The organism is Tropicibacter sp. S64 (assembly GCF_049803835.1).
Classification (GTDB): domain Bacteria; phylum Pseudomonadota; class Alphaproteobacteria; order Rhodobacterales; family Rhodobacteraceae; genus Pacificoceanicola.
Window position 1 is genome coordinate 201,870 of the sequence record NZ_JBNAGK010000009.1, and the last position, 23,524, is coordinate 225,393.

The following is a 23,524-nucleotide window of genomic DNA, read 5'->3' on the forward strand; positions in this document are numbered from 1 at the left end:
CAAACCTATCCGATTCTCGTCCCCCTCAATAACGTCCCATCCCCTCACTCCGCCGCCAGCGTGATCACCGGCTCCATGCTCGCCAATTCCTCGTCCGAAAGATGGCATTTCACCTGATGCCCCTCGGCGATCATCCGCACCGGCGGCACCTCCTTTTCACACAGCCCACCCGGAACTTGCGATTTCCACCGGCAGCGGGTCTGGAACGGGCAGCCCGGCGGCGGGTTCATGGCGGAGGGAATGTCGCCCTCCAGCACGATGTGCTTCTTCTCCACCGAGGTGTCCGCGATGGGCACCGCCGAGAGCAGCGCCTCGGTATAGGGGTGATAGGGCGGGGCGAAGACCTGATCGGTCGAGCCAAGCTCCACCACATGGCCGAGGTACATGACCATCACCCGGTCGCTGAGATACCGCACGATGGAAAGGTCATGCGAGATGAACAGCAGCGTCGTCTTGTGCTCGCGCTGGATCTCCATGAGCAGGTCCGTGACGGCGGCCTGCACCGAGACGTCCAGCGCCGAGACCGGCTCGTCCGCCACCACGATCCGCGCATCCCCGGCAAAGGCGCGGGCAATGCCGACGCGCTGTTTCTGTCCGCCGGAGAGCTGACGCGGCATCCGGCCCGCGAATTCTCGGGGCAGCTTCACCAGATCGAGCAGCTCCAGCATCCGCTGCCTGCGCGCCGCGTCGCTGTCGCCCACGCCGAAGATTTCCAGCGCCCGGATGATCTGCCGCCCCACGGTCATCGACGGGTTCAGCGTGTCGAAGGGGTTCTGGAAGACCATCTGCACATCGGCAATCGTCTTGCGGTCCCGCTTCTCGATCGGCACGCCTTCGATGTTGCGGTTGTCGAGCAGGATCTGGCCATCGGTGGCGGTCTCCAGCCCCATGAGCACCTTGGCGAAGGTCGACTTGCCGCAGCCGCTCTCGCCGACAATCGCCAGGGTCTCGCTCTCCCGGGCCTCGAAAGACAGGGTTTCGTTGGCCTTGACCACCCTGGTCTTGCCCGACCCGCCGAACAGGGCATTCGCCGCCACCTCGTAGTATTTCTTCAGCTGGTCCATCTTCAGGACCACCTGACCCGGCTCCGCCTTCTCCTTCGCCACGACATTCGACGGCGGTGCAGCCCAGTCGATCTCGGCGTAGCGCAGGCAGCGCGTCCGGTGCCGTGCCGTGTCCTCCAGCGTCACCATCGGCACACGCTCGACCGCATCGCAGCGCCCGGCGACGAAATACTCGCAGCGCGGCCCGAAGTTGCAGCCCGGCGGGCGCTCGTGCGGCAGGGGGAAGTTGCCGGGAATCGCCACCAGAGGCCGCGCATTCTTGTCCGCGCCGGGCAGCGGGATCGACCGGAACAGTGCCTGCGTGTAGGGGTGCATCATCTCGTCGAAGACGTCCCCGATGGAGCCGGTCTCCACCGCCTCGCCGGAATACATCACGCAGATGCGGTCGCAGGTCTCCAGCACCAGCCCGAGGTTGTGCGAGATGAACAGCATGGAGGTGCCGTATTTCTGGCCCAGCTCCTTGACCAGCTCCACAACCGCCGCCTCCACCGTCACGTCGAGCGCGGTGGTCGGCTCGTCGAGAATAAGCAGCGACGGCTCCGCCATCAGCGCCATGGCAATGACGATCCTTTGCTGCTGGCCGCCGGACAGCTGGTGCGGATAGCTGTCCAGAATGCGTTTCGGGTCCGGCAGCTTCACATCCGTGACCACCTGGAGGGCGCGGGCGTAGGCTTCCTTCTCGGACACCCCGCGATGGATCATCGGCACTTCCATGAGTTGCTTGCCGATCTTCATGGCCGGATTGAGGGAGGCCATCGGCTCCTGATAGATCATGGCGATCTCGGAACCCCGGATCCGGCGCAGCTGATCGTGTGACATCGCCCCGAGATCGCGGCCCTTGAACTTGATCTTGCCGCCCACGATTCGCCCGGTCTTGCCAAGGTCCTGCATCACGCCCAGCGCCACGGTGGACTTGCCGCAGCCTGACTCGCCCACCAGCCCCACGGCTTCTCCGGGCATCACCCGCACGGAGAAGTCCATGACGGCGGGGATTTCCCTGAGCCGGGTGAAGAAGCTGATCGAAAGGTCCTCGATCTCCAGGATCGGCCCGTCATATCCGTCTTTCATCTTGTGTCCTCCGCGTCCCGGGCTTGACCCGGGACCTCATGGCAGGAGGCCCCGGGTCAAGCCCGGGGCGTGTGTTTCTCAATCCCTCAGGCTCTCTTCCCTGAGACCGTCCGCCAGCAGGTTCAGCCCCAGCACCAGCGAGAGCAGCGACAGCGCCGGTACCAGCGCCGGGTGCAGGTAGATCGACAGGAGCCGCCGCCCGTCGTTGATGGTGGACCCCCAGTCCGGGCTTTCCGGAGGCAGGCCGAGGCCGAAGAAGCCGAGCGTTCCCAGAAGGATCGTCGTGTAGCCGATGCGCAGGCAGAAATCGACGATCAGCGGCCCGCGGGCGTTGGGCAGGATCTCCCACAGCATGATGTACCACGGACGCTCGCCCCGCGTCTGCGCCGCCGCCACGTAGTCGCGGGTCTTGATGTCCATGGCGAGGCCCCGGACGATGCGGAAGACCGTCGGCGCGTTGACGAAGACCACGGAGACGAAGACCACGAGGATGCCCGAGGGGATGTCGAAAAGGTCGACGGGAGAGAAGTCCACCCTGGTGCCTGCCGCGTTCACCGCCGAGACATAGATCACCGCCATCGGCACCAGCACCACCGCCAGCCACGTCAGGTTCTTCTGTGGCTGGGTGCGGAAGCGGGCGTGGATCAGCACCCCGGCAAAGATCAGCGGAAAGAAGAACAACACCACCGCCATGTATTGCGGCAGGCCGGTCTGCATGATCTCCGGCGTCACCAGCAGGTAGAACAGCAGGATCACCGGGAAGGCGAGGATCAGGTTGGCGGCGAAGGACAGCACCATGTCGAGCCTGCCGCCGTAGTACCCCGCCGGCAGGCCCAGCGTGATGCCGACCATGAAGGCGAAGAGCGTGGCCAGCGGCGCGATGGCCATGACCACCAGCGAGCCCTTGACCATGCGGGAGAACACGTCCCGCGCGAGGTTGTCGCCGCCGAGGAGGTAATACGGATACACCCCCTCCGCGCCGGTCACGGGGGTGCCAGGCCCCTTGTTCTTCATCGCCGCGATCTGCGCCAGCGGATCGTGGGTGGAGATCAGGTCGAACACCCCGGTGAACACCGCCGTGTAGACCCAGAACATCACCAGTGCGAAGCCGATCATGCCGATGGTGCTGTCGAACAGCTTGCCATAGAGACCGAGCCTGCGCTTGTAGCGGATCGAGGCGACGAAGGTCACCACCAGCGCCACCCAGACGGGCCAGAACTGCGCGAGGATGCGGATGATGAGGCCGCCCCAGGACAGAGGTTCCATGGACTTCCTCCCTTAGCTGACGCTGATGCGCGGGTTGAGGTAGACGTAGCCGATGTCGGAAATCAGCTGCGTGACGAGCACCACCACGACGGAGACGACCGAGACGCCCATCAGCAGTTCGATGTCATTGTTCCCCGCCGCTTGCACCAGCGTCCAGCCGAAGCCCTTGTAGTTGAACAGGGTTTCCACGATCACCACGCCGTTCAGCAGCCAGGGGAACTGCAGCATGATGACGGTGAAGGGCGCGATCAGCGCGTTTCGCAGCGCGTGTCTCACCACGATGTTGCGGAAGCTCACCCCCTTGAGCCGGGCGGTGCGGATGTATTGCGCGGTCATCACCTCCGCCATCGACGCGCGGGTCATGCGGGCGATATAGCCCGTGCCATAAAGCGCGATGGTCAGCACCGGCAGGAAGAAGTTCTCGAAGGTCGCGTGCTCCATGGCGCTGGCCGCCGATCCCTTGAACCATTTCAGCCCCACGGCGGAGGAGGCGAAGACTGCGATGAAGATCACCCCCGAGACGTACTCGGGCGTCGCCGTCGTGGCGATGGAGACGGTGGAGAGCGTGCGGTCGAGTTTCGAGCCTTCCCGCATCCCCGCCAGCACGCCGATCAGCAGCGCCGAGGGCACCATCACGATCATCACCCAGAGCATCAGGAAGCCGGTGAGCGAGAGGCTGTCCGCCACCTTCTCCAGCACCGGCACCTTGAAGACGGAAGAGAACCCCCAATGCCCCTGCAACACGCCGCAGAAGTGGCGTGCCTCCTCCACCGGCTGGCCCGGCTCGGCGCAGCGGGCGCGGGTCTCGCCATCGGTGCCGGTGATCACGTACCCCGGCAGCACGCCGAGCCATTCGCCGTATTTCACCAGCACCGGCTGGGTATAGCCGCGATTGGCCAGCCAGGTTTCGACCTGGTCGTCGGTCATGCGGAAGTTGCCTTCCGATTTGGCCAGCTTTTCGAGGTTCGGATAGAGGTTGGTCAGGAAGAAGACCACGAAGGTTAGGCAGAGCGCGGTAAGGATCATCACCGCGATGCGCCTGAGGAGAAACAGTCCCATCAGCTTTCCCTGTCAGGTGGCATCAGGCAGCCATCGCCCGCCCCGACGCGGGGCGAGGGAGGAAAGGCCGCCCCCGGGGGAGCGGCCTTCGATGGTGTTGCGATCAGGATGCGAGGCCCAGCTTGTAGGGGTGGATCTCGAAGGACGGATGCATCTCCGCCCCGACGACACCCGGCTTGTAATGGCGGTAGAGCGAGCGCCAGTAGGGCTGGATGATGACGCTGTCGCCGCGCAGCGTGCTCTCGACCTTCTCCATCACCGCACGCCGCTTTTCGACGTCGGCAATCGAGAGCGCCTCGTTCAGCAGCGTATCGAACTCCGGGTTGGCATAGCCCGCTTCGTTCCAGGCCTCGCCGGAGCGATAGGCCAGCGCGAGGACCTGCACGCCGAGCGGACGGTGGTTCCACTCGGTGATGGAGAACGGGTACTTCGCCCAGTCGTTCCAGAAGGTCGAACCGGGCAGCACCGTGCGCTTGACCGGGATACCGGCATCGCGCATCTGCGCGGCGCAGGCGTCGGCGGTGTTCTTGGTGAAACCGTCGTCGAGCGAGATCAGCTCATGCTCCCAATCGGCCATGCCGATCTCTTCGAGCAACGCCTTCGACGCGGCGGGGTCAAAGGGCGCCGGGCCGATGTCCGCATATTCCGGATGCACCGGGGCGACGTGATGGTTCTCCGCCACGGTGCCGAGACCGGCATAGCCGAGTTCGAGACAGATGGCATTGTCCACCGCCTTCACCACCGCCTCGCGCAGCTTGGCCTCCGCGTAGGGCGCGCTATCGCCCACCAGCGTCTGCTGGTTGAAGCGCAGAACCACCGTGGAGCCGGTCACGACCTCGGACTTCTCCCAACCGATGGCATCGGCGATCTCGATGAACTCGTTGACGTTCTGATAGAGCATGTCGACTTCTTCGGACTCGACGGCGGCAATCCAGGACGCCGGGTCGGTGCCGTAGTCGATGTACTCGATGCGGTCGAGCGCGGCAGGGCCGTAGCCCTCGGCGCTGTCGCCCCACCAGGTATGATCGGTGTTCTTCACCAGAACACCCTTCACGCCCACCTCCAGGCTCTCCGGCAGGTAGGGCCCGGTCCCGATCGGGTCCTCCAGCATGGTCGCCGGATCGTGCGAGGCATGCACCACCGCCGCCGGGTAATCGGCCATGCCGACGATGATCGTGATGTCGGAGGTCGGCACCGTGACCTTGACGGTGTGATCGTCCACCTTGGTCACCGCGCCCTCGATCAGCTTGTTGGTCTCGGCGTCGATCAGGGTCGCCATGCGCCCGGCCATCGAGTTGCCCTCGACGCTCTTGTCGCACCAGTATTCGAACATCCGCACCACGTCATCGGCGGTGAAGGCATCGCCGTTGTTCCAGGTCACGCCCTGGCGCACGTGCAGCACGTACTCCGTGGCGTCGTCATTCGCCTCCCAGCTTTCGAGCAGCATGCCGCGCAGGCTGCCGTCGCGGTTGTATTCGACCATGTACTCCAGCCAGCCGCGCGCGAAGTTGGCGATCTGCGTCCAGTCGAAGGTACGCGGGTCCTTGAGCGCGCGAACGTCCTGCTGGATGCGCAGCGTGCCGCCCATCTGCATGTGCGAGGCGGCCTGCGCCGGGCTGCCGAGCCCGCCGAGCATGTAGGCGGCAGAGGCGGAAACCCCGAGCGCCGTGGCGCGGGTAAGGAATTCGCGGCGGTCGATCTGACCGGCCTTGAATTCGTCGGCATACATCTTGGCCGCCGGGTGGACCCCGGAAGCATCGGAGGGGTGCGTCATGATTGTCTCCCTGTGACACATGGTCTTTTATTGTCGGCTGACGAACCGGATGCCCGGCACGGGACGGGCAGGCCGGAAAGTCGCCTGATTATGAATGCATTGCGCCCTGTGAATCGCGCCGCGTCAACGTCCGCTTTCACCGTTTGTGGTCTGTTTGCGACATGACCACCATTCAAAAACGACAGGACGCCCGGTGCAAGGGATTTTCGTGCAAAACCGCGTGTTCAGGTCCGGGGCCTGGCCCGCGCCCGGAGCGCGGTCGGCGTCTGGCCGGTGTGGTTCTGGATGAACCGGGTGAAATAGGCCGCCGAGGCAAAGCCGAGATCGCGGGCGATCCGGCTGACCGGCGGCTGCGGCGCGAGCAATGCGAGGCGGGCGGCGTGCAGCTTGCGCTCGGTCAGGATGTCGGCGGCGGTCTTGCCGCAGGTCTGCCGGCACACCCTTGTCAGATGCGTCGGCGTCACGTCGAGCGCCTCGGCATAGAGCGCCATGGCGTTCGGGGTGCGGAAATCGCGGGTGACGCTCTGCGCGAAGCGGCGGGCGAGGCGGGTCGCGGCGCTGTCCTCGCCCTGGTCGAGATTGCCCGCCGCGACCTGCCGGTTCAGCCAGACCCCGAGCAGGCCGACATGGCCTTCGATGGCCTCATCGAAAAAGGGCCTGCGCTGGCTCAGCTCGCGCTGGATGGTGTCGAGTGTGCCGGTCAGTTCCGCCTGTGCCAGGCTGTCGCGGATGCGCAGGTGCATCGGCTCGTGCGGCAGCCTGCCGGTCAGAGCGGCCGGGCATTCGAGATAGAGCGCCTGCGCGGTGTTCGGCAACTCGACGGAAAACAGCGTGCCCGCGGGCAGGAAGAGCGCGCTGTGCATCGACAGCCCGCGCCGCACGCCGTTCACGATGACGCGCCCCTGGCCCCGGGTGATCCACAGCAGGACGGTGTCGGGTCGGTCGTGCTGCAACTCGTATTTCCACGCCGCCCCCTGCAGGGCAAGCCCGAAGGAGCCGCATTTGACCGGCCCCTTCGGCGCGGGCGGCGGCGGCATGGCCTTGCGCAGGAAGCCCGGAACGCTGCTCATGCCAGCACCCCGGGGTGGATCCTGGTCCAGCGCCCCATGCGTGCCCGGAACCAGGTGCGCTGGCGCTTGGCGAATTGCCGGGTGAGGATGGTGGCGCGGGTCGTCGCCTCGGCCTCCGTCATCTCGCCCCTGAGGACTGCGATCAGCTCCGCCGCGCCGATCGCCTTGGAAGAGGGCAGGGCCCGTGTGAAGGTCGGCAGGTTGGCGCGGGCTTCGTCCAGCGCCCCGGCCTGCAGCATTTTGGTAAAACGCTGCGCGATCCTTGGGCTCAGCCAGTCTTTTGGTGCATCGAACAGGGCCGTTTGTGCATGATCGAGCGGCAGAAGCGGCGGCGGCGTGTCGTCCTGCCAGTCGGCGAGGCCGCGGCCCGTCGTCCGCAGAACCTCCCAGGCCCGCATCACGCGGGCCGGGTTGTAACGGTCGATCCGCTCCAGCGTCCGCGCATCCAGCTCGGCGCAGATCGCCTGCAAGCCATGCTCCGCCAGCCGCGCCTCGCCCTCGGCGCGGATCCGTGGCGGGGTGAGCGGGATGTCCGCCAGCCCCTCGGTCAGGGCGGTGAAATAGAGCCCGGTGCCGCCGGTGATGATCAGCCGCTGCCCCGTTTCGAGCAGCGCCGCCACCGCGCGAAGCCAGTCGCCGACGGAGTAGGGCTGGTCCCCCGGCACATGGCCATAGAGCGCGTGCGCGGCCTGCCGTTCCTCCGCCTTTGACGGGCGCGCGGTCAGAATCCGCCAGTTTTCATACACTTGAATGGCGTCGGCATTCACGATCACGCCGCCCTGGTCTCGCGCCAGCGCCAGCGCCAGCGCGGACTTCCCGCTCGCCGTCGGCCCGGCGATCAGCACGTGCCGCGCCGGATCGAACCCCCGGGCCACCTCGCGCGCCGCTGCCATATGAGAGACTGCCATACTGCCCCGGTCCGGTCCTGATGTCGCGGCCCCGTGCCGCGCTGCAATGCGGCAGCCGGGCATTGCAGCCGCCACCGATTTACGCCAAACATGGCCGCGATCATAGTCCCCAGCCAAGACGGAGCGCAACATGACCGAGAGCGGCACGCCGGAAACCAAGTTCAAACGCGTGATGTTGAAGATCTCCGGGGAGGCGCTGATGGGCGACCAGGGTTACGGCCTGCATCCGCCGACCGTCCAGCGCATCGCAAACGAGGTCAAGGCGGTGCACGACCTTGGCGTCGAAATCTGCATGGTGATCGGCGGCGGCAATGTTTTCAGAGGCCTGGCGGGCAGCGCCCAAGGGATGGAACGCACCACCGCCGATTACATGGGGATGCTGGCGACGGTGATGAACGCGCTGGCGATGCAGTCTGCGCTGGAGGGGCTGGGGGTGTTCTGCCGGGTGATCACGGCCATTCGCATGGACGAGGTCGCCGAGCCCTACATCCGCCGCCGCGCCGTGCGCCACCTGGAAAAGAAGCGGGTGTGCATCTTTGCCGCGGGCACCGGCAACCCTTACTTTACCACGGACACCGCCGCCGCGCTGCGGGCCAACGAGATGGCCTGCGAGGCGATCCTGATGGGCAAGAACGGGGTCGATGGGGTCTATGACAAGGACCCGAAGCAGCACGCCGATGCAAAACGCTATGACAGCGTGACCTTCGACGAGGTCTTGTCGAAGAACCTCAAGGTCATGGACGCCAGCGCGATCGCGCTGACCCGGGACAACAACCTCGACATCATCGTGTTTTCGCTGGACGAGCCCGGTGGGTTCAAGGGGATCCTTGCGGGGCAGGGGACCTATACCCGCGTGCACGGCTGACCGTCCGTTTCATCGCCCGCAGGTCTCGCGGCGTCTCGCCGAAGTGTGTCTTGTAACTGCGGGTGAAGGCAGAGGGCGACTGGAATCCGGTTGCGGAGGCGATTTCGTGCACGGATTGCCCGGTTTCCTGCACCAGACGCCTTGCCCGCTTGAGGCGCAGGTCGAGGTAGACTTCCGCGGGCGTCATGCCGAAGCCGGATTTGCACCGGCTGCGCATCTGTTTCGGCGACAGCTCCAGCTCGCGGGCAATGACATCGAGCGGCAACGGCGTTTCGATATGCGCGGCCATCACCGATTGCATCCGGCCAAGCACCCTGTCGGGCGTGTCCTCCGAGCGGGCGGCGGGAGAGCCGAGGGCCTCCCCGGCGCGGCGCACCTCGGCCGCGAGTTCCGGGGCGACGGCGCGGGACAGCCAGGCCAGCAGCGCGTCCACCACCGGCAGGCCGCCGGGGCAGGTGAGCCGCTGCATGGAGAGCACGAAGGGCGCCTCGATGCGGGCAATCTCCGGCCAGAGCGGATCGCGGTCCGTTGGCAGATCGCCCGCCAGCACAGCCTCCCGGCCCGCCAGAAGACCGAGCTCGGCGAGGATCTGCGTCCCCGCGCCGATGCCGCCGATGGTGGCGCCCACCTGCGACGCATTGAGAAGGAAACCGCGCAGACCGAAGGGAATCCGCGCCAGCGGATCGCGCCCGGCAAAGACGAGGATCAGGTCGATCCCCGGCCCCCGCTCCCAGCCGGTGCAGTCCGGCACCAGGCGCGCGCCTTCCGCGGTGACGACCGGCTCGCCGGTCAGGGTGCGGGTGCGGAAGGTGACGAGGTCCCGGCCGGAACAGCGGTTGGCCAGTTCGAGCACATGGCGCGACAGCGCAATGTCGAGCATGGAGGCATCGGGGCACGCGACGAAACAGACCTGCATGGCATACTTTCAAAGCTGAGACTCGAGTTCGCCCGTTTGTGCGCCCGAAAGGTAAAGACTCCCTTTCCCGCTCCGGCGTTTTCCGCATCAAAGCGGTAAATTCCTGCACGCTTTTACCGGGATCTGCGCCTCTGGTTCATGATCGCGGGTCGGTCCCGATCATGCCGTCACGGCTCACCACGCCCGCGCAAAGCACCGCCGCCCGAGAGCTATCGCGGAATTTGCGGTTTTCCTCCAACGCCATGCTCTATACAACACGCCCGTTGCGGGTTTATAGCAACACCAGCTTTTGCCGCCACGGACCGGCGGCACCGAAGAGGGAGAGACAGGCAGATGTCCGCAGATGAATTCGAGCTCGATACCGATGATCTGAAACGCCGCATGGACGGCGCCATCGCCAACCTGCGCACCGAATTCGCCTCGCTGCGCACAGGGCGGGCCTCGGGCTCGATGCTGGAGCCGGTGATGGTGGACGCCTACGGCCAGATGACCCCGATCAACCAGGTCGGCACCGTCAACGTGCCGGAGCCGCGCATGGTGACGATCAACGTCTGGGACAAGGGCCTTGTGAACAAGGTGGAAAAGGCGATCCGGGACAGCGGCCTCGGCATCAACCCGCAGCTCAACGGCACCATCATCATGTTGCCGATTCCCGAACTGAACGAGGAGCGCCGCCGCGAGCTGGGCAAGGTCGCCGGGCAATATGCCGAGCACGCCCGCGTCAGCATCCGCAACGTGCGCCGCGATGGCATGGATCAGATCAAGAAGGGCAAGGCAGACGGCCTGTCCGAGGACGACCAGAAGCTCTGGGAACAGGAGGTCCAGGACCTCACGAACAAGTACATCAAGCTGGTGGACGAGCAACTCGAGACCAAGCAGGAAGAGATCATGCAGGTCTGAGCCACCACGGGGCGGCTTGCGGCCCCGGGCTCGACCCATGCCGATCGTCAGGACCGCCATGATGAACAAACCGCTCCGCGAGAGTAAAGGACCGCGCCACGTGGCCATCATCATGGATGGCAACGGTCGCTGGGCGACCATGCGCGGCCGCCCGCGACTGTTCGGCCATCATGCCGGCGCCAAAAGGGTCCGGGAGGTCGTGGAGGCCTGTCCGGACCTCGGCATCAAGTACCTGACGATCTTTGCCTTTTCGACGGAGAACTGGAAGCGCACGCAGGTCGAGGTGGCCGGGCTGATGAGCCTGTTCCGCCGCTACATCTCCAAGGAGGCACGCGCGCTGAAGGAGCGCAACGTGCAGGTGCGCTTCATCGGCGACCGCGTGCGGCTGGACAGGAAACTGACCGCGCTGATGGACGAGCTGGAGCAGCTGACCGCCGATTGCACCGGCACCAACCTCACCATCGCGCTGAACTACGGCGGCCGCGACGAGGTGGCCCGCGCGACTCAGCGGCTGGCGCAGGATGTGGCGGACGGCAAGCTCGATCCGGCGGACGTGGACGAGGAAACCCTGCCGAAGTATCTCGACACCCATGTGCTGCCGGACCCGGACCTTGTCATCCGGACCAGCGGCGAGGCGCGGATTTCCAACTTCCTGCTCTGGCAGTCGGCCTATGCGGAATACGAATTCGTCGACACGCTCTGGCCGGATTTCACCGGCGAGGAGCTTGGCCGCCTTGTGACCTCCTATGGCAAGCGGGAGCGCCGCTATGGTGCGGTGAAGACATGAGCGCGAACTGGGACGATCTGAAACCGCGCGTGCTGTCCGGGATCGCGATGATCGCCGTGGGTCTGATCGCGGTGTGGCTCGGCGGGCTGGTGTTCCAGCTGCTGATCGCGGTCATCACCGGGCTGATGGTGTGGGAACTGGTGCGGATGCTGGACCCGGCGCGGAAGACCGAAGCGCTGATCCTCGCAGGCATCACGGCGCTGGTGTCCATGCTGGCGATGCACCTGCCCCCGGCGGTGACCTTGCCGCTGCTGCTGGCGCCGTCGATGGTGGGCCTCGGCCGGATGGGACGGGGCGGCGTGACCTACGGGGTGTTTACCGCATTGATATTGCTCGCAGGCTTCGGGATGATGTCGCTGCGCGGCGAGTTCGGGCTCGTCTGGATGCTCTGGCTGGTGCTGGTGGTCGTGGTGACGGATGTGGCGGGGTATTTCGCGGGCCGGATGATCGGCGGGCCGAAGTTCTGGCCCCGGGTCAGTCCGAAGAAGACCTGGTCAGGCACCGTCGCGGGCTGGATCGCGGCGGCCATCGTCGGGGTGATCTTTGCGCAATGGACCATTGCCGGGACGGGCCTCGCGGGCGTGTCCATCGCGGTCAGCATGGCGAGCCAGCTGGGCGACATCGCCGAAAGCGCGATCAAGCGGCGGGCCGGGGTGAAGGACAGCTCGACCCTGATTCCGGGTCACGGCGGCCTGCTGGACCGCTTCGACGGGATGCTGGGCGCCTCGGTTTTTCTGGTGATCGCGGGTCAGATCATCGGTTTCCCGCCGGGCGTCTGAGGCCTCCATGCGGCGCGTGTCCATCCTCGGGGCGACCGGCTCCATCGGCCAGAATACCATCGACCTGATCGCCCGGGACCGGGAGGCCTACGAGGTCGTGGCGCTGACCGGCGGGCGGAACGTGGCGGCGCTGGCGCGGGACGCGGTGGCGCTGCGGGCGCAGGTCGCGGTTGTCGCCGACGAAAGCGCCTTGCCCGCGCTGCGCGAGGCTCTGGCCGGGAGCGGTGTCGCGGCGGCGGCGGGGCGCGCGGCGCTGATCGAGGCGGCGCAGCGGCCGGCGGATTGGGTGATGTCGGCGATTGTCGGCGCGGCGGGGCTGGAGCCCGGGCTCCGGGCGCTGGAAGGCGGCGCGGCGCTGGCGCTGGCCAACAAGGAAAGCATGGTCTGCGCCGGACCGCTGATGATGCGCACGGCGCGGGAGGGCAGGGGCACGCTCCTGCCGGTGGACAGCGAGCATTCGGCGGTGTTTCAGGCGCTGATCGGCGAGGATATCGCGGCGGTGGAGCGCATCGTGATCACCGCCAGCGGCGGCGCGTTCCGCGACTGGCCTCTGGACCGGCTCGACAACGCGACGCCGGAGCAGGCCGCGACGCATCCGAACTGGGACATGGGCCAGCGCATCACCATCGACAGCGCCTCGATGTTCAACAAGGCGCTGGAGCTGATCGAGACCCGGGAGTTCTTCGGCATCGACCCGTCGAAGATCGAAACGGTCGTGCATCCGGAATCGATGATCCACGCGCTGGTCGGCTTCCATGACGGGGCGCTGATGGCGCATGTGGGGATGCCGGACATGCGCCACGCCATCGGCTTTGCCCTGCATTACCCGGAGCGGCGGGCGCTGCCGGTCGAACGGCTCGATCTGGTGAAACTCGGGCAGATGACCTTCCGCCCCGCCTGCGAGACCCGCTGGCCGGCGCTGCGGCTGGCGCGGGAGGTGATGGCGCAGGGTGGGCTGTCGGGGGCCGTGTTCAACGCGGCCAAGGAGGTTGCGCTGGACGGATTCATCGAAAAGCGCATAAGCTTTACACGCATGGCGGGTGTCGTCGAAGAGGTTCTTAACCGGCTTTCGGCCCAGACGGGCCTTATTGATGCCGAAGTTACTCTTGATAACGCCCTGCAGGCAGACCATCTAGCGAGGGCGAAGGCCCGCGAGGTCATGGCTGTCTGACGACTCGGAAAGAGGGGGCAAGACCTTGGAATTCACTTCGCTGATCACGCAATTCGGCGGCCTCCTGTGGGCGGTCCTGTTCTTTGTCGTGGCCCTCTCGATCATCGTGGCGATCCACGAATACGGCCATTACATCGTCGGCAAGAAATCGGGGATCTTCCCGGAAGTCTTCTCGCTCGGGTTCGGGCCGGTGCTCTGGAGCCGGATGGACAAGGACGGCACGAAGTGGCAGCTCGCGGCGATCCCCTTTGGCGGATACGTGAAGTTCAAGGGCGACGCGAACCCCTCCGGCGGACGCGATGCGGCGGTCTATGACAGGATCTCCGAGGAAGAGCGGCGCTCGACCATGGACGGCGCCCCGCTCTGGGCGCGCACGGCCACCGTCGCCGCCGGTCCGCTGTTCAACTTCATCCTGTCGCTGATCATCTTTGCCGGGGTCTTCATGGTGCGGGGCCAGCCCGCCGACCCGCTGGTGATCTCCAGCCTCAAGCCGGTGCCCTTCGTGCAGGAACTGGAGGAGGGCGACCAGATCCTCGCCATCGCGGGCAAGGCCCTGCCGGACGCGGAGGACAAGGTGGCCTATGACGCCTTCATGGCGGCCCTGCCGCGTGAGCCGCAACTCGACTACCGGGTGCTGCGGGACGGGCGGGAATTGACCGTCACCGGCCCCTATTTCCTCGCGCCCATCGTCGGCAGCGTCGCGCCGCGTTCGGCTTCGATGGATGCCGGGTTGGAGACCGGCGACGTGATCACCAAGCTCAACGGCGAGCCGGTGTTTGCCTTCGAGCAACTGCCCGAAGTCATCGAAAATTCCGAAGGCGCCCCGGCGCAGCTGGAGATCTGGCGCGATGGCGAGGTGCTGACCCGTACCCTGACCCCGCGCCGGGTGGACGAGCCGCAGCCCGAGGGCGGGTTCCGCACTGTCTATCGCATCGGTCTGGGCAGCGGGTTGCTGTTCGAACCGGCAACCGAGCGCCTTGGTCTCGGCGAGGCGCTCGGCGATGCGGTGGCGCAGGTCGGCACCATCATGTCCGGATCGGTCTCCGGCCTGTGGCACATGGCGACGGGCGCAATCAGCAGCTGCAACCTCTCCGGCGCCATCGGCATCGCCCAGACCTCCGGCGACATGGCGAGCCAGGGCGCCGTCAGTTTCATCTGGTTCATCGCGGTGCTGTCCACGGCGATCGGGATGCTGAACCTCTTCCCGGTGCCGGTGCTCGATGGCGGGCACCTGGTGTTCTACGCCTATGAGGCGGTCTCCGGCCGCCCGCCGAGCGACAAGGCGCTGCGCGTGCTGATGTCCATCGGCCTGACTGTCGTGCTGGCGTTGATGATCTTCGGCCTGACGAACGATTTGTTCTGCTACTGACGACAATTCTCGGGGCAGCCGCCAAATTGCTGCCCCAATTCTGCGTCATCAAGGGTCCTGTAGATATGGGAGCCGAATCCATGCAGACGATTCAAGCCGGATACCGCAGCGTGAGCCTGCTGGTCACCATCAACTGGGACCGGCTGCTGTACATCGCGACGATCATCTTTGCCCTGTTTTTCGGGGCTTACCTCGGGGCGCTGCTGGTCTGATAGTCAAGCGCAAAATCCGGCGTGAGCCGGTTTGCGCCTATCACGGCAAAAACCGCAACATATGGTAGGACATAGGCCCATCGGCTTTTGACAACCCTCTCCAATCCCGGTAGTGACTTTGCAAGGGATGTCGGAGTGGATTGCGATAATGACGACTGTCGTTTCCGCGCAGAGCGCGCAAAAGGGTTTCATCGGGAACAACCGGGTTTCGAAGGCGTCGAAGGTGGTGGCCGTTGCCATTGCCCTCGCGGCCGGAGTCGGTGCCGTGAGTGTTCCGCAGGTTGCCTTTGCCCAGGCCTATGCCTTCAATTCCGTGACCATCGAGGGCAACGCCCGCATCGAGGGCAGCACCATCCTGTCCTATGCCGGGATCGCCCGGGGTCAGCAGGTCAGCGCCGCGCAGCTGAACGATGCCTATCAGCGGATCGTCGGCTCCGGCCTGTTCGAATCCGTCGAACTCATCCCGCAGGGCTCCACGCTGCTCATCAAGGTTGTCGAATATCCCACGATCAACCGCATCAACTTCGAAGGCAACAAGCGCATCAAGGACGATGACCTTGCGTCCATCGTCCAGTCGCAATCGCGCCGCGTCTTCAGCCCGCGTCAGGCCGAGGCCGACGCGCAGGCGATTTCCGAAGCCTACGCCCAGCAGGGCCGCATTGCCGCGCGGGTGACTCCCAAGGTCATCAAGCGCAGCAACAATCGCGTCGATCTCGCCTTCGAGATCTTCGAGGGCGGCATTTCCGAGATCGAGCGCATCGGCTTTTCCGGCAACGGCATCTATTCCGACCGCCGTCTGCGCCGGGTGCTGGAGACCAAGCAGGCGGGCTTCCTGCGGGCGCTGATCAAGAAGGACACCTTCGTCGAGGACCGCATCGAGTTCGACAAGCAGCTGCTGAACGACTTCTACGCCTCGCGCGGCTATGTCGACTTCCGCGTCACCGGGGTGAACGCCGAGCTGGCGCAGGAGCGCGACGGCTATTTCGTGACCTTCAACATCGAGGAAGGCCAGCAGTTCAACGTGGGCGAGGTCACCGTGACCTCCGACCTGCCCGAGGTGGACAGCGACGCCTTCATGAAGGCGGTGAAGCTGCGCAGCGGCGTGGTCTATTCGCCGATGAAGGTGGAGAACGAGATTGCCCGCCTCGAGCGCATGGCGATCTCCGAGGGGCTCAATTTCGTCCGGGTCGAGCCGCGCATCACCCGCAACGACCGTGACCTGACGCTGGACGTGGAGTTCATGCTGACCCGGGGCGAGCGCATCTTCGTCGAGCGCATCGACATCGAGGGCAACACCACCACGCTCGACCGCGTGGTGCGCGAGCAGTTCACCGTGGCGGAGGGCGATCCGTTCAACCCGCGCGCGATCCGTGAGAGCGCGGAGCGTATCCGCGCGCTCGGCTTCTTCAACACGGCAGACGTGCAGGCACGCGAGGGCTCCAGCCCGAACCAGGTGATCGTCGACGTCAATGTCGAGGAAAAACCCACCGGCTCGCTCAGCTTCGGCGGCTCCTACTCGACCACCGACGGCTTCGGCGCGTCGATCTCCTTCTCCGAGCGCAACTTCCTCGGGCGCGGGCAGGCCTTCAGCTTCGGCGTGCAGACCACCGCAGGCGCCAACCGCTACAACCTGAACTTCGTCGAGCCGCGCTTCCTCGGCCGGGACGTGGCCTTCGGCCTCGCGCTCAGCTATGCCGAGAGCGAGATCCTGACCAGCAACTACAACACCGCCGATGGCGTGTTCCAGCCGTCGATCACCTTCCCGGTGTCCGAGAACGGCCGTCTGCAACTGCGCTACACGCTGCGCTATTCGGACATGCGCGATCTGGATTATACCACCGTCTTCGGCAGCCCGACGCTCAGCGGCAAGGCAGAGGTCGGCGCGGAGATCGGGCGCGAGGCGGCTTTGGGCGAGCGCTATGACAGCTCGCTCGGCTATACCTTCAGCTACGACACCCGCCGCACCGGCCTGAACCCGAATGCGGGCGTGCTGCTGGAGTTCGGCCAGGACTTCGGCGGTCTCGGCGGCGATACGCAGTTCATCCGGACCAAGGCCAAGGCCGTGGCGCAGACCAAGGTGATGAACGAGGAAGTCACGCTGCGGGCCTCCATCGAGGGTGGCGCACTGAGCTATTCCAAGGGCTCCAGCCGGGTGACCGACCGTTTCGTGGTCGGCCCGAACCTGATGCGCGGCTTCGAATATGGCGGCATCGGCCCGCGCGAGAAGATCGCCGGGACGGACGTCAACGACGTGCTGGGCGGCAACTACTATGCCGTCGCCAGCTTCGAGGCGGAGTTCCCGCTCGGTCTGCCGGAGGAATACGGCATCACCGGCGGCGTGTTCTACGACGTCGGCTCGGTCTGGGGTTACGACAACCCGACGGGCAACCCGAACGTGCTCTATTCGGACTTCAACGCCCGGCACGTGGTCGGTTTCTCGATCTTCTGGGACAGCTTCATCGGCCCGCTGCGGCTGAACTTCTCCGAAGCGGTGAAGAAAGAGAAATACGACCAGCCGCTGAACTTCAACCTGTCCGTCTCCACCGAATTCTGACGCCATGCGCCGCGTGCTGGCCTGTCTGACGCTGGCGCTCTGGCCTCTGGCCGGGGCGGCGCAGCCGGTGGGCGGCGCTCTGAGCGAGGGTGTGGTGCAAAGCCCGATCCTCGTTCTGGAGCTGGAGCGGGTTTTTTCCGAGAGCGCTTACGGCAAGAGCACCATCGCCGACATCGAGCGCGAGAGCGCGGAACTGGCCGCGGAGAACCGCCAGATCGAAACCGAGCTGACCGAGGAGGAGCGCCGCCTGACCGAGCAGCGCGCCACCTTGTCGCCGGAGAATTTCCGCACGCTGGCGGACGCCTTCGACAAGAAGGTGCAGCGCCTGCGCGACGAGCAGGACGCCAAGGCCCGCAAGGTCAGCGCCCGTCCGGACGAGGCGCGGCGGCAGATGATCCAGATCGTCCAGCCAATCCTGCGCCAGATCATGGTGGACAGTCGCGCCGCGGTGATCCTCGAACGGCGGGCGGTGATCGTGGCGGTTTCGGACGTGGACGTGACGGACCTCGTGATCGAACGCATGGACGCGCAGATCGGCGCGGGCGACGACCTGCCGCCCCCCGCCGAGACCGCGCCCGCACCGGCGCCGGAGCCGGACGCAACGCCAGCGGCACCCACGCAGCCCTGAACCTTGCCCCGGTCCGTCCGGGTTGCTAGGCAGATGCAAACGACAAAGGACCCGGCCATGACCGACACGCTGCTTACCGCGGACATCCAGCTGATTCAGCGGCTGATCCCGCACCGCTACCCGTTCCTGCTCGTCGATCGGGTGATCGACATCGACGGCACCAAGTCCGCCGTCGGGATCAAGAACGTCACCATGAACGAGCCGCATTTCCAGGGCCATTTTCCCGGCCTGCCGATCATGCCGGGCGTCACCATCGTCGAGGCGATGGCGCAGACGGCGGCGGTGATGGTGGGCACGGCGCTGAACCTCGCGGACAAGGAGTTGAAGGTCTATTTCATGGCAATCGACAACTGCAAGTTCCGCCGCAAGGTGGTTCCGGGCGACCAGCTTCGGATGAAGCTGACCACGCTACGCGGCAAGCCCGGCGGCAAGGTCTGGAAGTTCGGCGGCGTGGCGGAAGTCGACGGCGAGATGGCCGCGGAATGCGAGTTCACCGCCATGATGGACCTGCCCGCGTGACCCCCGCGACGGTCCATCCGAGCGCCATCGTCGAAGAGGGCGCGGTCCTTGGCGGCGGCAGCTACATCGGCCCGTTCTGCCATATCGGCCCGGAGGTGGTGATCGGCCAGAACGTGACGCTGAAGAGCCACGTGGTGGTCACCGGCCAGACCGAGATCGGCGACGAGACCACGGTGTTTTCCTTCTCCGTGCTGGGCGAGATCCCGCAGGATCTCAAGTTCAAGGGCGAAAAGACGAAGCTGGTCATCGGCAAGCGCAACCGCATCCGCGAGCATGTGACCATGAACACCGGCACCGAGGGCGGTGGCGGCGTCACGCGCGTCGGGGACGACGGGCTGTTCATGGCGGGCTGCCACGTCGCGCATGACGCGCAGGTCGGGAACCGGGTGATCGTGGTAAACTCAGCCGCGCTGGCCGGGCATTGCGTGCTGGAGGATGACGTGATCATCGGCGGGCTCAGCGGTGTGCACCAATGGGTGCGCATCGGCAAGGGCGCGATCATCGGCGCGGTGACCATGGTGACGAACGACGTCATTCCCTATGGCCTCGTGCAGGCGCCGCGCGGCAAGCTCGACGGGCTGAACCTCGTTGGCCTCAAGCGCCGGGGCGTGGCCCGTTCGGACATCACCGCGCTCAGGGCGGCGTTCCAGATGCTGGCACAGGGCGAAGGCGCCTTCCAGGACCGGGCGCGCAGGCTCGGAGAGGAGACCCAGAGCGATTACGTTCGCGAGATCGTCGACTTCGTGCTGGGCGACAGCGACCGCTCGTTCCTGACGCCGGGCTGATCCCGGTGCTTGCGTTGATCGCCGGGCGCGGGGCATTGCCGCCTGCGGTGGTGGCGGCCTTGCCCGATGCGCCGCTGATCTGCGCATTGGAGGGGTCCGAGCCGGATCGGCTGACCGCGGATCATGTGTTCCGTCTCGAACGGCTGGGTGGGTTCCTGAACGGTTTGAAACGCCGGGGCGTGACGGAGCTGTGCCTGTGCGGCAGCGTCGATCGCCCCCGGCTCTCGCTGCTACGACTGGATTTCGCAACCTTGAAACTCGTCCCCGGCATCAAGCGCGCGCTCGCCCATGGCGATGATGGCGCCTTGCGGATCGTGATTGCGCTGATCGAGGAGGCGGGGTTCAAGGTCGTGGCCGCGCATGAGGTTGCGCCTGCCTTGCTGCCGCCTGCCGGGGTGCTGACCAGGGTCCAGCCGGACAAGGAAGCCCGCCACGCGGCGGAGGAGGGCGACCGGGTGTCGCTCAGCCAGGCTCGCGAGGATCTCGGGCAGGCCTGCGTGGTGCGCGGCGGCGAAGTGATCGCCCGCGAAGGGCAGGACGGAACGGATGCGATGCTGGCGCGGATGGAGCCGAGCCCCGGCGCGGTGTTCTACAAGGCGACGAAACCGGGACAGGACCGGCGGGCCGACCTGCCAGTGATCGGCCCGGAGACCGCGCGACGGGTCGTTGAACTGGGCCTTGCGGGTATCGTGATCGAGGCGGGCGGTGTCATGGTGCTGGACCGCGCCGAGGTGATCCGGACGCTCGACAAGGCGGGTCTGTTCCTCTGGGTCCGGGAAAGGGCGGTCTGATGCGGGTGTTCATCACGGCGGGCGAGGCTTCCGGCGACAAGCTGGGCGCGGCCTTGATGCAGGGTCTCAAGGACCTGGTTCCGGATGTCACGTTTCGCGGCATCGGCGGGGCGCGGATGGCGGCCGAAGGGCTGGAGAGCCTGTTTCCCATGGATGAGATCAGCATCATGGGGATCGGCGAGATCCTGAAGGAATACCGCCACCTGAAGGCGCGGATCCGGCAGACGGCGGAGGCGGTGATCGCGGAGCGCCCGGACGTGCTCATTACCATCGACCTGCCGGAATTTTCCCTGCGGGTGAACCGGCTGGTGAAGGCCGGATCGGATGTGCGGATCGTGCACTACGTCGCGCCGACGGTCTGGGCCTGGCGTCCGGGGCGGGCGGCGAAGATGGCGGCGCATGTGGACCAGGTTCTGGCGCTGTTGCCGTTTGAGCCACCGTATATGCAAGCCGCCGGGATCGCCTGCGATTTCGTCGGGCATCCGGTGGTGACGGACCCGCAGGCGACAGAAGCAGAGGCGGAGGCGTTCCGGGCGGGGCAGGGCATCGACGGGCCGATGGCCCTGATGCTGCCGGGCTCGCGCCGGTCCGAGATTTCCCGGCTGATGCCGATCTTCTCCGATGTCGCGCGGCGTTTGCACGCGGCGCGTCCCGACCTGCGGCTGGTGGTGCCCGCCGCGCCCAACGTGGCGGCGGCGGTGCGCGAGGCAGTCTCGGGCTGGCCCGGATCGCCGCTGGTGATCGCGCCGGACGGCGACGCGGGCGGCGCGATGAAACGCGCGTCGTTCAAGGCGGCGGACGTGGCGCTGGCGGCGTCCGGGACGGTCTCGCTCGAATTGGCGGCGGCGGGCACGCCGATGGTGATCGCCTATGACATGAGCTGGCTTAGCCGCCAGATCATCGGGCGGATGTTGCTGGTGGATACGGTAACCCTGGTCAATCTGGTGTCCGAGACCCGCGCGGTGCCGGAATTCATCGGCCAGAAATGCCAGCCGGAGCCGATTGCGAAGGCGGTGCTGGAGGTTCTGGACCATCCCGGTGACCAGCAGGCGGCGATGGACCTGACCATGCAGCGCCTTGGCCGGGGCGGGGATTTCCCCGGTCTGCGGGCGGCACGGGCGGTGCTGGACGGGCTGCCGGGGTCAGCGACACGGCACTAAAGCGCCCCGCCTTGAACCTGAGCCACAAATACCCTGTCGCACCTGCGGTGCTATCGGGACATGTGTGGCGCAGGGTCATTCGGGGAAAAGGCGGGACGCTGCAAGGCTTGGGACCCACCCTGCCGCGGAGCAACGCCCGGTCAATGCGCGTCGTCCCAGATGCCGATGACCTGGTAGTATCGGCATTCCAGTTCCGGAGGGCGTTTGCGCAGGTAGGTCACGTCGTATTTCATCACGAAGCCGATCGGGTTCTGGCTCGCCACCCCCATCACCGCAAGCAGCGCGTTCGCCGCCCGTTCGTCTCCCGTCTTTTTGCCGTCGTCGGCGAAGGTGCCGAAGGTGTCGTCCGTATAGCACGCCCAGACCAGATCCCCGCCCCAATGCTTCGGCATCCGGCCCATGTAGCCGGGGTAAAGCGACTTGATCAGCGTGGTCACGGAGCCGGTCATGCCGATCTTTTTCCACTGGCGGAACAGGCCGCCGTGCTTTGGATAGTTGGCCGCCATCGAGATCAGTCCGAGCGCGGTCTTGCGCGCCGGGCTGGGTTCGGGAAGGGTCGGCAGGACATGAAGCGGCGGATCGCCCGCCTCGGTGCGCGGCGCGAAATAGACGATGAGGTTGCGCCGATCCTCCGGATCGCTGCCACTGTCCGCCTCGGGTTTCATCCGGCCATAAGAAAACACCCCGTACTCCGCACCGCCCACATGCCAGCCGCGCCGCGTGTCGCCGCGCCAGCCCCAGGTCACGATGGCGGAGAAGTTGAGGTAGGGGAACTGCGTGTGCAGGTCCTTGACGATCGTTTCGGCGTAGCCCTGGCAGTTGGTGAGCGCCTTGCGATGCTTTGCCTTGAGTTTGGTGTCGAAGTAGTGCTTCACGACCGCCTCGCGCTCGCGGCGGTCATAGCAGCGGTTGACCTGCTGGCGCACGGTGTCGACGATATGGGCCAGTTGCCCGGCGGGATCTGTGGGCACCGATTCGTATCCGGCGGCCTCGGCAATGACGGCGGCGGCCTCGGCCTCGCCGAAGGGTTCGCCCGCCGCTTCGGCTGCCCTGCGGGCATGGATCACCTTGCAGGCCCCGAAGGCCGACACCGCCGCCATGGCAAGGCTCTGGTAATTCCCGCCGACGCGGATCATCTCGCGCGGGTCGCCATAAGACAGATCATAGGTCTGCCACAGCAGGTTTTTCTTGTGCTCCTGCGTGGTCAGCGCGGTTTCGATGGCCGTCAGCGCATAGCGCAGCGCATCGGGGTTGATGTTGAAGAGGTCGTCCTCGACGGACGTGAGTCCGCCCAGAGCGGGATCGGCCCGGCGCGCGGCGATGCTTTCAAGGATGTCGGTCGCGGTCTTGATATGCGTGATATGGTCGGACTGGAGCAGCCACTCGATCACCGCCTGGTAGACCTTTTCCTCCAGTTCGTCGAACAGGGTTTCCATGTCGGTCTTGAGGTCGGAGACCTGCCGTTGCAGCGCCTGGACGGCGCTGTAGATCTTGTCCTCCGTGGTCGGCACCGGCAGGAAGGAGGCGATGGCGGCCACCCCGAAGGACACCGCCCCGAGACCCGCCGAGAGTTTGCCGGCCCAGGTCAGGCCCTGCATCACCGTCTGGAAATCGTTCAGCGTCTTGCCCGCTTCCGAGAGTTTGGCCGCTTCCTTTTGCCAGCCCTCCAGCTTGTCGGCGGCGGCCTTGGCGTAGCCTGCGTAGGTCTTGGCGGTTTTGGCGACGTGGGCGGCATCGGTCATGGCGGGCGCTCCTGAAATCTTCGGCTGAAAAAATGCAATCGGGCAAGGCAACCCGGTCAGGTTCCCGTAAAACTCCGGTCAATCAAGACATAACTGTCTGCCGGGTATGAAAAAGCCCCCGGAGGCGCGGGGCATCC

Annotated in this window: 21 protein-coding genes; 13 read left to right on the forward strand and 8 right to left on the reverse strand. The window is 66.0% G+C overall.

Features of this window, described 5'->3' with window-relative positions:
• Positions 1 to 44: 44 nt before the first annotated feature.
• The 6 genes from ACP159_RS15725 to miaA all read right to left on the reverse strand — a co-directional run bounded on the left by ACP159_RS15725 (position 45) and on the right by miaA (position 8,209).
• The gene (locus ACP159_RS15725) at positions 45 to 2,132 is read right to left on the reverse strand and encodes a dipeptide ABC transporter ATP-binding protein (RefSeq protein ID WP_425100660.1); all 2,088 of its coding nucleotides are present in this window, start codon (positions 2,130 to 2,132) and stop codon (positions 45 to 47) included.
• 78 nt (positions 2,133 to 2,210) lie between these two features.
• Complete coding sequence (locus ACP159_RS15730; RefSeq protein WP_425100661.1) at positions 2,211 to 3,398, reverse strand: ABC transporter permease; 1,188 nt, start codon at positions 3,396 to 3,398, stop codon at positions 2,211 to 2,213.
• A gap of 12 nt (positions 3,399 to 3,410) precedes the next feature.
• The gene (locus tag ACP159_RS15735; protein WP_425100662.1) at positions 3,411 to 4,457 is read right to left on the reverse strand and encodes an ABC transporter permease; all 1,047 of its coding nucleotides are present in this window, start codon (positions 4,455 to 4,457) and stop codon (positions 3,411 to 3,413) included.
• 103 nt (positions 4,458 to 4,560) lie between these two features.
• A complete protein-coding gene (locus ACP159_RS15740) occupies positions 4,561 to 6,231 on the reverse strand; it encodes an ABC transporter substrate-binding protein (protein ID WP_425100663.1) in 1,671 nt (556 codons plus the stop codon).
• Between the two features lie 224 nt (positions 6,232 to 6,455).
• Positions 6,456 to 7,301, reverse strand: coding sequence for a helix-turn-helix domain-containing protein (locus ACP159_RS15745; RefSeq protein ID WP_425100664.1), 846 nt, complete (start codon positions 7,299 to 7,301; stop codon positions 6,456 to 6,458).
• A complete protein-coding gene (gene miaA, locus ACP159_RS15750; protein WP_425100665.1) occupies positions 7,298 to 8,209 on the reverse strand; it encodes a tRNA (adenosine(37)-N6)-dimethylallyltransferase MiaA in 912 nt (303 codons plus the stop codon). The genes ACP159_RS15745 and miaA overlap by 4 nt, the downstream gene beginning before the upstream one ends.
• A 130-nt stretch (positions 8,210 to 8,339) precedes the next feature.
• Between miaA and pyrH the strand changes: the two genes are divergently transcribed.
• Complete coding sequence (gene pyrH, locus ACP159_RS15755; RefSeq protein WP_425100667.1) at positions 8,340 to 9,074, forward strand: UMP kinase; 735 nt, start codon at positions 8,340 to 8,342, stop codon at positions 9,072 to 9,074.
• On the opposite strand, the gene ACP159_RS15760 is transcribed toward pyrH, so the two are convergent.
• Entirely contained in the window at positions 9,025 to 9,954 is a 930-nt protein-coding gene (locus ACP159_RS15760) for a GlxA family transcriptional regulator (RefSeq protein WP_425100668.1), read from the reverse strand. The genes pyrH and ACP159_RS15760 overlap by 50 nt on opposite strands.
• A 369-nt stretch (positions 9,955 to 10,323) precedes the next feature.
• Between ACP159_RS15760 and frr the strand changes: the two genes are divergently transcribed.
• The 12 genes from frr (at position 10,324) to lpxB (ending at position 21,645) form a co-directional block, all read left to right on the forward strand.
• Complete coding sequence (gene frr / locus ACP159_RS15765) at positions 10,324 to 10,890, forward strand: ribosome recycling factor (protein WP_425100669.1); 567 nt, start codon at positions 10,324 to 10,326, stop codon at positions 10,888 to 10,890.
• Between the two features lie 61 nt (positions 10,891 to 10,951).
• Positions 10,952 to 11,677 carry an isoprenyl transferase gene (locus ACP159_RS15770; protein WP_425100715.1) on the forward strand — a complete coding sequence of 242 codons (726 nt, stop codon included), beginning with the start codon at positions 10,952 to 10,954 and terminating at the stop codon, positions 11,675 to 11,677.
• Complete coding sequence (locus tag ACP159_RS15775; protein ID WP_425100670.1) at positions 11,674 to 12,456, forward strand: phosphatidate cytidylyltransferase; 783 nt, start codon at positions 11,674 to 11,676, stop codon at positions 12,454 to 12,456. The genes ACP159_RS15770 and ACP159_RS15775 overlap by 4 nt, the downstream gene beginning before the upstream one ends.
• Positions 12,457 to 12,463: 7 nt before the next feature.
• Complete coding sequence (gene dxr, locus ACP159_RS15780) at positions 12,464 to 13,627, forward strand: 1-deoxy-D-xylulose-5-phosphate reductoisomerase (RefSeq protein WP_425100671.1); 1,164 nt, start codon at positions 12,464 to 12,466, stop codon at positions 13,625 to 13,627.
• 25 nt (positions 13,628 to 13,652) lie between these two features.
• Positions 13,653 to 14,996, forward strand: coding sequence for an RIP metalloprotease RseP (rseP, locus tag ACP159_RS15785; protein WP_425100672.1), 1,344 nt, complete (start codon positions 13,653 to 13,655; stop codon positions 14,994 to 14,996).
• 80 nt (positions 14,997 to 15,076) lie between these two features.
• Positions 15,077 to 15,208 (forward strand): hypothetical protein, encoded by a 132-nt coding sequence (locus ACP159_RS15790; protein WP_425100673.1) that lies wholly within the window; start codon positions 15,077 to 15,079, stop codon positions 15,206 to 15,208.
• A gap of 148 nt (positions 15,209 to 15,356) precedes the next feature.
• A complete protein-coding gene (bamA, locus tag ACP159_RS15795; RefSeq protein WP_425100674.1) occupies positions 15,357 to 17,762 on the forward strand; it encodes an outer membrane protein assembly factor BamA in 2,406 nt (801 codons plus the stop codon).
• A 4-nt stretch (positions 17,763 to 17,766) separates the two neighbouring features.
• On the forward strand, positions 17,767 to 18,390 hold the full coding sequence (locus ACP159_RS15800; protein WP_425100675.1) for an OmpH family outer membrane protein: 624 nt from the start codon (positions 17,767 to 17,769) through the stop codon (positions 18,388 to 18,390).
• 57 nt (positions 18,391 to 18,447) lie between these two features.
• On the forward strand, positions 18,448 to 18,909 hold the full coding sequence (gene fabZ, locus ACP159_RS15805) for a 3-hydroxyacyl-ACP dehydratase FabZ (protein WP_425100716.1): 462 nt from the start codon (positions 18,448 to 18,450) through the stop codon (positions 18,907 to 18,909).
• Positions 18,906 to 19,694: an acyl-ACP--UDP-N-acetylglucosamine O-acyltransferase gene (lpxA, locus tag ACP159_RS15810; protein WP_425100676.1), complete on the forward strand. Its 789-nt coding sequence runs from the start codon at positions 18,906 to 18,908 to the stop codon at positions 19,692 to 19,694. Before fabZ ends, lpxA begins: the two co-directional genes overlap by 4 nt.
• Positions 19,695 to 19,699: 5 nt before the next feature.
• Positions 19,700 to 20,485 (forward strand): LpxI family protein, encoded by a 786-nt coding sequence (locus ACP159_RS15815; protein WP_425100677.1) that lies wholly within the window; start codon positions 19,700 to 19,702, stop codon positions 20,483 to 20,485.
• The gene (gene lpxB / locus ACP159_RS15820; protein ID WP_425100678.1) at positions 20,485 to 21,645 is read left to right on the forward strand and encodes a lipid-A-disaccharide synthase; all 1,161 of its coding nucleotides are present in this window, start codon (positions 20,485 to 20,487) and stop codon (positions 21,643 to 21,645) included. Before ACP159_RS15815 ends, lpxB begins: the two co-directional genes overlap by 1 nt.
• Before the next feature lie 140 nt (positions 21,646 to 21,785).
• On the opposite strand, the gene ACP159_RS15825 is transcribed toward lpxB, so the two are convergent.
• A complete protein-coding gene (locus ACP159_RS15825; RefSeq protein WP_425100679.1) occupies positions 21,786 to 23,387 on the reverse strand; it encodes a hypothetical protein in 1,602 nt (533 codons plus the stop codon).
• Positions 23,388 to 23,524 lie beyond the last annotated feature (137 nt).

What these genes read in the sequence shown, in the direction of transcription:
- ACP159_RS15725 (WP_425100660.1), bottom strand. Translation starts at nt 2,132, where the DNA reads ATGAAAGACGGATATGACGGGCCGATCCTGGAGATCGAGGACCTTTCG.
- ACP159_RS15730 (WP_425100661.1), bottom strand. Translation starts at nt 3,398, where the DNA reads ATGGAACCTCTGTCCTGGGGCGGCCTCATCATCCGCATCCTCGCGCAG.
- ACP159_RS15735 (WP_425100662.1), bottom strand. Translation starts at nt 4,457, where the DNA reads ATGGGACTGTTTCTCCTCAGGCGCATCGCGGTGATGATCCTTACCGCG.
- ACP159_RS15740 (WP_425100663.1), bottom strand. Translation starts at nt 6,231, where the DNA reads ATGACGCACCCCTCCGATGCTTCCGGGGTCCACCCGGCGGCCAAGATG.
- ACP159_RS15745 (WP_425100664.1), bottom strand. Translation starts at nt 7,301, where the DNA reads ATGAGCAGCGTTCCGGGCTTCCTGCGCAAGGCCATGCCGCCGCCGCCC.
- miaA (WP_425100665.1), bottom strand. Translation starts at nt 8,209, where the DNA reads ATGGCAGTCTCTCATATGGCAGCGGCGCGCGAGGTGGCCCGGGGGTTC.
- pyrH (WP_425100667.1), top strand. Translation starts at nt 8,340, where the DNA reads ATGACCGAGAGCGGCACGCCGGAAACCAAGTTCAAACGCGTGATGTTG.
- ACP159_RS15760 (WP_425100668.1), bottom strand. Translation starts at nt 9,954, where the DNA reads ATGCTCGACATTGCGCTGTCGCGCCATGTGCTCGAACTGGCCAACCGC.
- frr (WP_425100669.1), top strand. Translation starts at nt 10,324, where the DNA reads ATGTCCGCAGATGAATTCGAGCTCGATACCGATGATCTGAAACGCCGC.
- ACP159_RS15770 (WP_425100715.1), top strand. Translation starts at nt 10,952, where the DNA reads ATGAACAAACCGCTCCGCGAGAGTAAAGGACCGCGCCACGTGGCCATC.
- ACP159_RS15775 (WP_425100670.1), top strand. Translation starts at nt 11,674, where the DNA reads ATGAGCGCGAACTGGGACGATCTGAAACCGCGCGTGCTGTCCGGGATC.
- dxr (WP_425100671.1), top strand. Translation starts at nt 12,464, where the DNA reads ATGCGGCGCGTGTCCATCCTCGGGGCGACCGGCTCCATCGGCCAGAAT.
- ACP159_RS15790 (WP_425100673.1), top strand. Translation starts at nt 15,077, where the DNA reads ATGCAGACGATTCAAGCCGGATACCGCAGCGTGAGCCTGCTGGTCACC.
- bamA (WP_425100674.1), top strand. Translation starts at nt 15,357, where the DNA reads ATGACGACTGTCGTTTCCGCGCAGAGCGCGCAAAAGGGTTTCATCGGG.
- ACP159_RS15800 (WP_425100675.1), top strand. Translation starts at nt 17,767, where the DNA reads ATGCGCCGCGTGCTGGCCTGTCTGACGCTGGCGCTCTGGCCTCTGGCC.
- fabZ (WP_425100716.1), top strand. Translation starts at nt 18,448, where the DNA reads ATGACCGACACGCTGCTTACCGCGGACATCCAGCTGATTCAGCGGCTG.
- lpxB (WP_425100678.1), top strand. Translation starts at nt 20,485, where the DNA reads ATGCGGGTGTTCATCACGGCGGGCGAGGCTTCCGGCGACAAGCTGGGC.
- ACP159_RS15825 (WP_425100679.1), bottom strand. Translation starts at nt 23,387, where the DNA reads ATGACCGATGCCGCCCACGTCGCCAAAACCGCCAAGACCTACGCAGGC.